Source organism: Allobosea sp., from assembly GCF_030694325.1.
Lineage (GTDB): Bacteria > Pseudomonadota > Alphaproteobacteria > Rhizobiales > Beijerinckiaceae > Allobosea.
In genome coordinates, this window is record NZ_JAUXYO010000162.1 from 1 (window position 1) to 10,476 (window position 10,476).

Consider the following 10,476-nt stretch of genomic DNA (forward strand, 5'->3'; position numbering starts at 1 on the left):
CTGGCGCTCGGCGTCCGACTTCAGCTCTTCCAGCAGGCCGCGGATGTCGGTCTCGACGGCCGTCTCCCCGGCATCGCCGCGGGCGAAGGCGAGATAGTCCTCGAGCATGCGCGCCATCTCGTCGACATCCTTCTCCAGCGCCTCGATCTCGGAGGAGCGCTCGAGCAAGGCGAGCGAGAGCTTGAAGCGCGTCAGGATGGTGCGCAGGTCGTGGCTGACGCCGTTGAGCATGGTGGTGCGCTCGCCCACCGCACGCTCGACGCGGCGCTTCATCTCGATGAAGGCGTTGCCGGCGCGGCGGACCTCGCGGGCGCCGCGCGGGCGGAACTCGGCGTCGCGGCCCTTGCCGAAGGCTTCCGCTGCATCGGCGAGCTTCAGGATCGGCCGGATCTGGTTGCGCAGGAACAGGACCGCGATGGTCAGCAGGATCAGCGAGGTGCCGAGCATCCAGAGCAGGAAGATGTGGCTGTTGCTGGCATAGGCGGAGTTCCGCCGCGTCAGGATGCGCATCACATCCCGGTCGAGCTTAATGCGAATCTCGATCAGGCTGGAGCGGCCGACCGTGTCGAGCCAGAAGGGGCGAGCGACTTGGCTGGCGAGCTCGGTCGAGAGCGCGCTGTCGAGCAGCGAGAAGAAGGGGCGGGGTCCCGGCGGCGGCAGGTCGGAATCGGGGATGATGTCGATGTCCATGCCCAGCCGCTCGGCCGCGATGCGCGAGAGCACGCTGGTATCGGCATCCTGCGGATAGCTCTCATAGACGTCGATCATCGCGGCGATGTCGGCCGAGACGGCCGAGGAAAGACGCTGCGTCACGGTCTGCCAGTGCCGCTCCATGAAGACATAGGCGATGACCGACTGCAGCAGCACGACGGGGGCGATGACGATGACCAGCGCGCGCGGATAGAGCCCCTTGGGCATGTAGCGGGCGATGGCGTGAAGCGGCCTGCCGGCGATCTTGAGCCAGGGTTTCAGCTGGTTGTTGGCGCCGGTCCGCGCGCGCGCGAGCGCCGTGCCCAAGCGCGCCCAGCCCGCTGCCATGATCTGCGCCATGCCCCTGCGACGCCTGCCGGGCTGGACGGGTGTCACGTCCTGTCGGTCACGAGGCGATAGCCGACGCCGCGGACGGTCTGGAGATAGAGCGGATCGGCCGGGTCGCGCTCGATCTTGCGGCGCAGACGGTTCATCTGGACGTCGACGGTGCGGTCGTTTGCGGCGGTGCCCTGGGCGGCGAGCTCCTCCCGGGGCACGACCTCGCCGGCACGCTCCGCCAGCGCGGTGAGGATCTCGCGCTCGCGCTCGGTGAGGCGGATCGGCTCCTCGCCTTTGCGCAGTTCGCCGCGTGAGAGCCCGTAGAGGAAGGGGCCGAAACGGACGAAATCAGGCCTCGCCGCCTGCGCCGGCTCGGCCGCCATCGTGCGCTTGAGAATGTTGCCGAGGCGCAGCAGCAGTTCGCGGGGCTCGAAGGGCTTGGCGAGGTAGTCGTCGACGCCGATCTCGAGGCCGTTGATGCGGTCCTTGCCGTCGGCGCGGGCGGTCAGCATCAGGATCGGCACGGCGGAATCGGTGCGGAAGCGGCGGGCGAAGTCGAAGCCGTTCTCGCCGGGCATCATGATGTCGAGGACGATGGCGTCGAAGACAAGCCGCGCGAGGCGCTGGTCGGCCTCGGCGGCATTGGCCGCGGTGGTGACGCGGTAGCCGTTGTCGCCGAGGAAGCGCGCCAGCAGGTCGCGCAGGCGGCGGTCGTCATCGACCACGAGGATGTGGGGGGCCTCGTCGGGGAGGGGTTTTCGCGCCGGCTGTGCGGCCATGTCTCGTCCGCCTTGATCTTCTCTTGCGCCCTGGGCTGATGCCGTGGGCCTCACCGCGGCGCGGCGAGGAAGCCCTGCACCTTGTGGCGTTCGGAGGGATCGATCAACCCCGCGAGGTAGAGCGCCACCGTCTCGGCCGCCTCCGGCGCGAGATCGGCCAGTGCCGCCTGGATGCGCTGGGCCTGAAGCCGGACAAGCCGCAAGGCGAGATCCTGCCCCGCGGCCGTGGCGTGGAGATGACGCTGGCGCTTGTCCTGCACACCGGTGCGCTGCTCGACGAAACCGGTCTCGACCAGCTCCTTCAGGACCCGATTGAGGCTCTGCTTGGTGATCTTCAGGATGTCGAGGAGTTCGGCAATGGTCAGCCCCGGCCGGCGCAGCACGAAATGCAGAACGCGGTGATGCGCCCGGCCGAAGCCGTATTCGGCGAGGATCAGGTCGGGGCCGCCGACGAAGTCGCGATAGGCGAAGAAGAGCAATTCGATCAGGTCGTAGGGGACCGTCGCATCCGGTGCGGGAGCGGCTGTGGCCGTGGACCGGGCCTGCGTCTGCGGCATCGAATCCATCCTGCGAATTACGTCAGTGATGTTGACATATCTCAGACGGAAGATTACCGGTCAAGCGCGCGTGACGACGGAATATGTCGCGAGACGATGTTGCAGCGCAGTATCATTCCGGTCTTCGCCCCGGCCCGCCATGGTGACGGTGTTCGGGGTGCCAGCGGATCAACCGGGCCGGACGTGCCAAGAGGAGCACCCCATGTCAGTCATTCCATTCGACCAGCGCGACGGCGTCATCTGGTTCGACGGCAAGCTCGTGCCGTGGAAGGACGCGAAGATCCACGTACTGACCCATGGGCTGCATTACGGTTCCTGCGTGTTCGAGGGCGAGCGCGCCTATGACGGCGTGATCTACAAGGGTACCGAACACTCCCAGCGCTTCCACAAGTCGGCCGAGATCATGGATTTCACGATCCCATGGTCGGTCGCTGAACTCGACGCGGCCAAGGAGCTCTGCCTCAAGGAGAACGGGCTGAAGGACGCCTATATCCGCCCGGTCGCCTGGCGCGGCTCGGAGATGATGGCGGTGTCCGGCATCAACAACACGATCCACACCGCCATCGCGGTCTGGGAGTGGCCGAGCATGTTCGACATGGCGCAGAAGCTGAAGGGCGTGCGCCTCGACGTCGCCACCTATCGCCGGCCGGACCCGGCCTGCGCGCCGGTCCATGCCAAGGCGGCGGGGCTCTACATGATCTGCTCGCTGTCGAAGCATAAGGCGGAGCGCGCCGGCTATGCCGATGCGATGATGCTGGACTGGGAAGGCCATGTCGCCGAATGCACCGGCGCCAATATCTTCTTCATCAAGGACGGCGTCATCCACACCCCGCTGGCCGACCGCTTCCTGAACGGCCTCACCCGCCAATCGGTGATCGATCTCTGCCGGCAGCGCGGCTTCGAAGTGGTCGAGCGCCGTATCCGCCCGGAGGAGCTGGAAGGCTTCAGCGAGTGCTTCATCACCGGCTCGGCGGCGGAGGTGACCCTGGTGTCGGAGATCGGCCCCTATTCCTTCCTCACCGGCAATATGGGCAAGGTGATCATGGAGGATTACTCCGACGCCGTGCGGCCGAAGTCGAAGGCGGCGTGAGCGGTTTTGGCCGGCGCGGCCGTTAGGTAGCAACGCACCGTCATCCTGGGCGTCCGAAGGACGACCGGGATCCATCAAGAGCCATGTCCAGCATTACGATGGATCCCTGTCTGCGCCGCTTCGCAGCTTGCCCAGGATGACGGCGCGTTGGCCAATGGACCGCCAGACGCTATTTTTCGGCGCTGCGAAACAGCGTGATCCAGTCATCGCCGGGGATAAGGCGGCATTCGCTCATCTCGCTCATCCGGAGGACGGCGAAACCCTTGCCGTCCCAGCCATAGGCGCCCGAGCGGCCGCAATCGCCGATGCCGCGGGCTTTGGCGTAGAAGCTGACATGCCCCGTCTTCGGATCGAAATCGGCATTGATCAGTTCATTGGCCGGACTGCCGCCCGCGCCCTGGAAGGGCGCCGGCCTCGCCCGCGCGACGTTTCGTCCGCCGACCAGCCAGAACTGGCTCGCGACATTGTAGGCACCGCGCGAACAGGCGATGGCGACGAGCCTGAGCGCGTCGCCTAAAGCCCAGGCGCCGTCGCTGTCGGTGAAGCCGTCCGGCATGTCCTCGCAGGAATCGGGCTCGCGGCGGTTCACCTCGGCCCGCATCGCCTTGACGAGGGTCGCCGCCTCCGCCTTCGAGAGCGCCTTGCCCGATGCCGGGCGGCTGACGATGACCGGCAGGTCGGGCGCGGCCGGTGCGGTGCCGGTCGTGCCCTTGCGGATCAGGGCGCCCGGCGTGTTGAGCCGGCCCTGCCGCTCGTCGATCCAAAGCATGGCGGCGACCGCGCCCGCGAGGGAGACCTTGAAGCTCGCCGCCTCGATCTGCGCCGTCAGGGTCGTCGCGTTGCGCGCCGCGGCGATCAGGGCCTCGGCCGTAGCGGCGGGAAGCGTGATCTCGGCGACCTCGCCGTCGACGCTGGTGCCCTGCAGAGGCTGCCCGGCTCCCGGAAACGGCGTGCCATCGAGCGCCAGCGCGATGGCGAAGCTCTTCTTCAGCTTCTGGCCGCGCAGCTTGAGTGCCAGGGTCGGCGCGCCCTCGGGGCCGGCCGGACGGTCGAGACGCAGGAAGGCGATCTCGTCATCGGTCTCGGCGGGAAGCGACAGCGCCGTGCAGGTTTTCGTGTTGTCGCAACCTGCGACCCAGTCGCGGAAGGTCTTGATCGGACCGATCTGCGCCTGCACCGGCGTCGCCAGGGTGAGCATCAGCGCAAGCGTGCCCAGCGCTCCCTTACTCCCAGCGCCGCGCGGCATCGTCATCCTCTCCCTTGGCCTCGACCCAGCCTCCGGTCGTGCCGTCGGCGAGATGCTCGCGCTTCCAGAACGGGGCACGGGTCTTGAGATAGTCCATCATGAAATCGGCGGCTTCGAAAGCGGCGCGGCGATGGGCTGACGTTGCGATCACCAGCACGATCTGCTCGCCCGGCGCGACGCGGCCAAAGCGGTGGATCGCGAGCAGGCCGAGCAGCGGCCAGCGTGCGGCGGCCTCTTCGGCGACGCGGGCGATCTCGGCCTCGGCCATGCCGGGATAGTGCTCGAGTTCGAGCGCCGCCAGCGTGCCGCCCTCGTCGCGGCAGAGCCCGGTGAAGCTGACCACGGCGCCGATGTCGCGCCGGCCGCCGGAGAGAGTCGCGATCTCGGCCGCGAGATCGAAATCCTCCCGCTGGATGCGGATCGTCGGGGTCATGCCTGCCCCTGTCTTTCCGGGGCCGCGCGCAACGCGGAACCCGGAACCCATGACCGGGTGAGCCATGAAGGCGCCATGTCACGGGCTGAGCCCGGTCGTGGGTTCCGGGTTCGCGCCTTCGGCACGCCCCGGAATGACAGAGGGGCCGTCATCTCACCCGCCCGTCATCGGCGGGAAGAAGGCGATCTCGCGGGCGCCGTCCAGGCTGGTGCCCGGCTTGACATGGGTCTGGTTGATGGCGGCGCGGACCAGCGTCTCGTCGGCAAAGGCGGCCGCATAGCCCTCGTCGCGGGCCTTCAGCCAGCGCACGAGGTCGAGCACGGTGGCAACCTCCGCCGGCAGTTCGACCTGCTCCTCGGCCCGGCCGACGCGCTCGCGCACCCAGGCGAAGTAGACCAGCCTGACCGTCCGCGTCTGCGCGGCGGGCGCCATCGTGTCGGAAGCCTGCGTCATGAGCCGCGCATGTCCTCGTCGACCATGTGGCGGATGCCGGCGTTGAAATAGTCCCAGCCGGTGTAGATCGTCAGCGCCGCGGCGACCCAGAGCATGACGATGCCGATCTGCGTGTTGTAGGGCAGGACGCTGTCGCCCGCCGGCCCGGCGACAAGGAAACCGAGCGCGAGCAGCTGCGCCGTCGTCTTCCACTTGGCGACCTTGCTGACGGGGACGCTGACCTTCAGATCGGCGAGGAACTCGCGCAGGCCCGACACGAGGATCTCACGGCAGAGGATGACGATCGCCGCCCAGATCGCCCAGCCCTTGATCGTCTCGGTGTGGACGAGCATCAGCAGCAGCGCGCAGACCAAGAGCTTGTCGGCGATCGGATCGAGCATGCGGCCGATCGCCGATTGCTGGCTCCAGGCCCGCGCGATCCAGCCGTCGAGATAGTCGGTGACGGCGGCGGCGACATAGACCGCGAGCGCGATCCAGCGCACCCAGTCGTCCTTTGGCCAGAACAGAAGCCCCACCAGCGCCGGAATCGCCAGGATCCGGCCGTAGGTGAGCAGGTTGGGCAGGGACCAGGGTCCGCGCCGCCGGATGGCTTCTGGAAGAATCGTCACAGGCATCACCAAAGCAGCGGGGTTGTGACAGCGTCAACACGCAATGCGGCGACAATGCCGTTCGTCGTCACCCATCGTGAAAATAATCATGCACTGCCTGCGCCGTGGCGGCGTTGACGCCGGGCGTGCGCATCAGATCGTCGAGCTTGGCGCGCTTGATCGCCTTGACCGTTCCGAAATGCAAAAGCAGGGCCCGCTTGCGCGATGGGCCGATGCCGGGAATCTCGTCGAGCGGGTTCTTCATCGTGTCCTTCTTGCGCCGCGCCCGGTGGGTGCCGATGGCGAAGCGGTGGGCCTCGTCGCGCAGGCGCTGGATGAAGTAGAGCGCCGGATCGCGCGGCTGCAGCTTGAAGGGTTCGCGGTCCGCCATGTGGAAGGTCTCGCGCATGGCGTTGCGGTCCTCGCCCTTGGCGATGGCGACGAGCGGAATATCCGCGGCCCCGAGCTCGGCCATGATCTTCTGCGCCGCGGCGAACTGGCCTTTGCCGCCGTCGACGATGACGAGGTCGGGACGGGAGGGGAAGCTGTCGTTGTCGGGGTCGGGCACTGTCCGGGCTGGGTCCGGCTCCGCCCCTCCCCCTCGTGGGGAGGGGGAGGGGTGGGGGGCGAACGACTGGGTGAGCGGATTCGGGGTTGGGTCGATGGCATCGATGGAGGCCCCTTCCCGAACGCCGGCGTGTTCGGGCTTTTTGCCCCCCACGCCCAACCCCTCCCCACGAGGGGGAGGGGAGGCGCCCTCATCGACGGACTGCAGGACAACGCCCGCTTCCTTCGCCAGCCGTGCAAACCGCCGCTGCAGCACCTCGCGCATCATGCCGAAATCGTCGCCGGCGATGGTGTCGGTCGAGATGTTGAAGGTGCGGTAATGGCTCTTCATGAAGCCGTCCCGGCCGGCGACGATCATGCCGCCGACCGCATTCGTGCCCATGATATGCGAGTTGTCGTAGACCTCGACGCGGCGCGGCGGCCTGGCGAGCCCGAAGGCGGCGCCCAGCGCCGCCAGCAGCGAGGTCTGGCCGGCATTGTCGGCGAGCTTGCGCGAGAGCGCCTCGCGGGCGTTCTTGCGCGCCATCTCGATCAGATCGACGCGCTCGCCGCGTTTGGGGTTGGCGACCTCGACCTTGCGGCCGGCGCGGGCGGAGAGCGCCTGGCCGATCAGCTCCATCTCCGCCAGTTCGTGCGAGAGCAGCACGAGCCGCGGCGGCGGCTTGTCGTCGTAGAACTGGGTGACGACCGAGGCCAGCACCTCCTCCGGCGTCAGGCTGCGGTCGGCGCGCGGGAAGATCGCGCGGTTGCCCCAGTTCTGCTTGTTCCGGAAGAAGAAGATCTCGACGCAGAACTGCCCGGCCTGCTCGTCGATGGCGAAGACATCCGCCTCCTCGACGCCTTGCGTGTTGATGTCCTGCCCGGCCTGCACGGCCGAGAGCGCCGCCAGCCGGTCGCGATAGCGCGCCGCCTTCTCGAATTCGAGCTGCTCGGCCGCCGCCTGCATCCGGGTCGAGAGCAGCTGCTTGACGTTCGAGGAGCGGCCCGAGAGGAAGTCGCGCGCCTGGCTGGCGAGCGCCTGATAGTCGGGGATCGCGATCTCGCCGGTGCAAGGACCGGCGCAGCGCTTGATCTGGAAGAGCAGGCAGGGCCGGGCGCGGTTCTCATAGAAGGAATCGGTGCAGGAGCGCAGCAGGAAGGCCTTCTGCAGCGCGTCGATCGTCCGCTCCACCGCCCAGACGGAGGCGAATGGGCCGAAATAGTCTCCCTTGCGCTGGCGCGAGCCGCGATGCTTGGCAATCTGCGGGGCCTCGTGGTCGCCGCTCAGCAGGATGTAGGGGAAGCTCTTGTCGTCGCGCAGCAGCACATTGTAGCGCGGCCGCAGCTGCTTGATCAGGTTGGATTCGAGCAGCAGCGCCTCGGTTTCCGTCCCCGTCGTGACGAACTCCATATTCGCCGTCTCGGCGATCATGCGCGCAACGGCATTGGTGTGTGCCATGCCGCGGGCATAGGCCGTGACCCGGTTCTTCAGGTTCTTGGCCTTGCCGACATAGAGCACCTCGCCGGCGCGATCGAACATCCGGTAGACGCCCGGCTTGTTGGGCAGATGCTTCGCAAAGCCGGCGATGACCTCGATGCCAGCCTTGAGCGCGCCGGGCGCCGTCTCGCCGAGATCGAGGGCAGGCGTCGGCAGGGCCTCCTCGGCCTCGGGTTCGACCGCGGTTTCGGGCAGGTCGTCTGCGGAAGGGCGATTCATCGGCTGCATCACGCTCTGCATGTAGGATGCGCGAGGCGCTTCGTCATGTCAGGAGTTGCGAGGCGTGGCGTCGCGCCTTGTCGCTCGGTGCGGGCTTGCGCCTTGATCGGCTGGGACGATGTGGCCATTTGCGAGGGACCGCAGCCAGACCGAGACCGCCCATGTCTTCCTCCGAGCATCGCTCTTCCTCCGAGCATCGCCGCATCGTCCTCGCCGCACGGCCCGAAGGGCGGCCTGCGCCTGCAAACTTCCGCCTCGAGCAGGGCTCGCTGCCGGTTCCCGCCGAAGGCGAAGTCCTGCTGAAGATCCTCTATCTCTCGCTCGACCCCTATATGCGCGGGCGGATGAGCGCCGCGAAGAGCTATGCCGCGCCGACCGAGATCGGCGCCGTCATGGAAGGCGGCACCGTCGCCGAGGTGCTGGAAAGCCGCCACCCCGGTTTCGCCGCGGGCGACATCGTGCTCTCGCATTCCGGCTGGCAGTCGCATGCGCTGGCGAAGGGCGAGCAGCTGCGCAAGCTCGATCCGGCTGCCGCACCCGTCACCACGGCGCTCGGCGTGCTCGGGATGCCGGGCTTCACCGCCTATGCGGGCCTGCTGACGATCGGGCAGCCGAAGACCGGCGAGACCGTCGTCGTGGCCGCCGCCAGCGGCCCTGTCGGTTCGGCGGTCGGGCAGATCGCGCGGATCAAGGGCGCGCGCGCCGTGGGCATCGCGGGCGGGCCCGAAAAATGCGCCTTGGTGCGCGACAGCTTCGGCTTCGATGCCGTGATCGACCATCGCGCGCCGGATTTCGCGGCGCAGCTCGCGGCAGCCTGCCCCGGTGGCATCGACGTCTATTTCGAGAATGTCGGAGGCAAGGTCTGGGACGCGGTGTTCCCGCTGCTCAACAGCTTCGCGCGCATTCCGGTCTGCGGTTTGGTCGCGCAATACAACGCGACGGGCGATTTCGAGGGGCCCGACCGGCTGCCCGTGCTGATGCGGCAGGTGCTGTCCAAGAGCCTGCTGATCCGCGGCTTCATCCAGCGCGAATTCATCGCCCAGCGCCCGCAATTCGAGCGCGAGATGGCAGCCTGGATCGCCAGCGGCGCGGTGAAATACAAGGAAGACATCGTCGACGGGCTGGAAAAGGCGCCCGAGGCCTTCATCAGGCTGCTCGAGGGCGGCAATTTCGGAAAGCTGATCGTGAAGCTGTGAGGCTGGGCGGGGGGCGGCAGGGCGTTTTTGCTTGACCTGATGGGGTCGCCTTGCCCAAGTCCCGCCGATCTTGATCCTCCCGCGCCGTCATCCCGGGCGACCGAAGGGAGACCCGGGATCCATGCCTGAGCCTTGTTCGTGAGGCTCCGGAATGGATCCTGGATCTGCGCCGCTCTGCGGCTTGTCCGGGATGACGGCGCGTCGGGGCGAACGCATCACCGCCATCCGGACCTCCGCCCATGCCCACATTCGCCATCGCCTTCCCGGTGATCGACCCGGTCGCGCTGCAACTCGGGCCGCTCTCGGTCAAATGGTATGGGCTGGCCTATGTCGTCGGGCTGCTCGGCGGCTGGTGGTATGCGCGCCGGCTGGTTTCGTACGAGCCGCTCTGGGCGGGGCGGGCGCGGCCGAAGGCCGACGAGCTCGACGACATGCTGCTGTTCGTCGCGCTCGGCGTCGTACTCGGCGGTCGCCTCGGCTTCGTGCTGTTCTACGATCTCGCGCGCTATCTTGCCCGGCCGCAGGACATCCTGGCGTTCTGGCAGGGCGGCATGTCCTTCCATGGCGGGCTGATCGGCGCGACGCTGGGGCTGTGGCTGTTCGCGCGGCGGCGCGGCTACCCGGCGTTGGCCGTGTTCGATATCGCGGCCGCCGGCGTGCCGATCGGGCTGTTCCTCGGGCGCATCGCCAATTTCATCAATGCCGAGCTCTGGGGTCGCCCCGCGCCGGGCGTGCCATGGGCGATGGTGTTTCCCGGCGGCGGGCTGCTGCCGCGCCATCCGAGCCAGCTCTACGAGGCCTTCTCCGAAGGGCTTTTGCTCTTCATCCTGCTGGCGCTGCTGG

At 67.9% G+C, this 10,476-nt stretch carries 11 protein-coding genes; 3 read left to right on the forward strand and 8 right to left on the reverse strand.

The window, feature by feature from the left end; all coding sequences use genetic code 11:
* The 3 genes from Q8M82_RS10185 to Q8M82_RS10195 form a co-directional block, all read right to left on the reverse strand.
* The coding region (locus Q8M82_RS10185) for a histidine kinase dimerization/phospho-acceptor domain-containing protein (protein ID WP_305691252.1) at positions 1-1,050 on the reverse strand (1,050 nt) is incomplete at its 3' end.
* 32 nt (positions 1,051-1,082) lie between these two features.
* Complete coding sequence (locus Q8M82_RS10190; RefSeq protein ID WP_305691253.1) at positions 1,083-1,808, reverse strand: response regulator; 726 nt, start codon at positions 1,806-1,808, stop codon at positions 1,083-1,085.
* Between the two features lie 50 nt (positions 1,809-1,858).
* Entirely contained in the window at positions 1,859-2,365 is a 507-nt protein-coding gene (locus Q8M82_RS10195) for a MarR family winged helix-turn-helix transcriptional regulator (protein ID WP_371126305.1), read from the reverse strand.
* A 202-nt stretch (positions 2,366-2,567) separates the two neighbouring features.
* Between Q8M82_RS10195 and Q8M82_RS10200 the strand changes: the two genes are divergently transcribed.
* Positions 2,568-3,455, forward strand: a complete 888-nt coding sequence (locus Q8M82_RS10200; RefSeq protein ID WP_305691255.1) for a branched-chain amino acid aminotransferase — start codon at positions 2,568-2,570, stop codon at positions 3,453-3,455.
* 169 nt (positions 3,456-3,624) lie between these two features.
* On the opposite strand, the gene Q8M82_RS10205 is transcribed toward Q8M82_RS10200, so the two are convergent.
* From Q8M82_RS10205 to uvrC, 5 genes are all read right to left on the reverse strand, one after another.
* Positions 3,625-4,707 (reverse strand): DUF1176 domain-containing protein, encoded by a 1,083-nt coding sequence (locus Q8M82_RS10205; protein WP_305691256.1) that lies wholly within the window; start codon positions 4,705-4,707, stop codon positions 3,625-3,627.
* On the reverse strand, positions 4,679-5,134 hold the full coding sequence (locus Q8M82_RS10210; RefSeq protein ID WP_305691257.1) for a molybdenum cofactor biosynthesis protein MoaE: 456 nt from the start codon (positions 5,132-5,134) through the stop codon (positions 4,679-4,681). Before Q8M82_RS10210 ends, Q8M82_RS10205 begins: the two co-directional genes overlap by 29 nt.
* 153 nt (positions 5,135-5,287) lie before the next feature.
* The gene (gene moaD, locus Q8M82_RS10215; RefSeq protein WP_305691258.1) at positions 5,288-5,587 is read right to left on the reverse strand and encodes a molybdopterin converting factor subunit 1; all 300 of its coding nucleotides are present in this window, start codon (positions 5,585-5,587) and stop codon (positions 5,288-5,290) included.
* Positions 5,584-6,195, reverse strand: coding sequence for a CDP-diacylglycerol--glycerol-3-phosphate 3-phosphatidyltransferase (gene pgsA, locus Q8M82_RS10220; protein ID WP_305691259.1), 612 nt, complete (start codon positions 6,193-6,195; stop codon positions 5,584-5,586). Before pgsA ends, moaD begins: the two co-directional genes overlap by 4 nt.
* Before the next feature lie 67 nt (positions 6,196-6,262).
* Positions 6,263-8,446 (reverse strand): excinuclease ABC subunit UvrC, encoded by a 2,184-nt coding sequence (uvrC, locus tag Q8M82_RS10225; protein WP_371126306.1) that lies wholly within the window; start codon positions 8,444-8,446, stop codon positions 6,263-6,265.
* Between the two features lie 152 nt (positions 8,447-8,598).
* Between uvrC and Q8M82_RS10230 the strand changes: the two genes are divergently transcribed.
* Both Q8M82_RS10230 and lgt read left to right on the forward strand, forming a co-directional pair.
* On the forward strand, positions 8,599-9,633 hold the full coding sequence (locus tag Q8M82_RS10230; RefSeq protein ID WP_305691261.1) for an NADP-dependent oxidoreductase: 1,035 nt from the start codon (positions 8,599-8,601) through the stop codon (positions 9,631-9,633).
* A gap of 239 nt (positions 9,634-9,872) precedes the next feature.
* A partial coding sequence (gene lgt / locus Q8M82_RS10235; RefSeq protein WP_305691262.1) for a prolipoprotein diacylglyceryl transferase occupies positions 9,873-10,476 on the forward strand: 604 nt, incomplete at its 3' end.

Bases quoted from the DNA above. Each gene is read 5' to 3' on its own strand.
- Q8M82_RS10190 (WP_305691253.1), bottom strand. From the start codon at position 1,808: ATGGCCGCACAGCCGGCGCGAAAACCCCTCCCCGACGAGGCCCCCCAC.
- Q8M82_RS10195 (WP_371126305.1), bottom strand. From the start codon at position 2,365: ATGCCGCAGACGCAGGCCCGGTCCACGGCCACAGCCGCTCCCGCACCG.
- Q8M82_RS10200 (WP_305691255.1), top strand. From the start codon at position 2,568: ATGTCAGTCATTCCATTCGACCAGCGCGACGGCGTCATCTGGTTCGAC.
- Q8M82_RS10205 (WP_305691256.1), bottom strand. From the start codon at position 4,707: ATGACGATGCCGCGCGGCGCTGGGAGTAAGGGAGCGCTGGGCACGCTT.
- Q8M82_RS10210 (WP_305691257.1), bottom strand. From the start codon at position 5,134: ATGACCCCGACGATCCGCATCCAGCGGGAGGATTTCGATCTCGCGGCC.
- moaD (WP_305691258.1), bottom strand. From the start codon at position 5,587: ATGACGCAGGCTTCCGACACGATGGCGCCCGCCGCGCAGACGCGGACG.
- uvrC (WP_371126306.1), bottom strand. From the start codon at position 8,446: ATGCAGCCGATGAATCGCCCTTCCGCAGACGACCTGCCCGAAACCGCG.
- Q8M82_RS10230 (WP_305691261.1), top strand. From the start codon at position 8,599: ATGTCTTCCTCCGAGCATCGCTCTTCCTCCGAGCATCGCCGCATCGTC.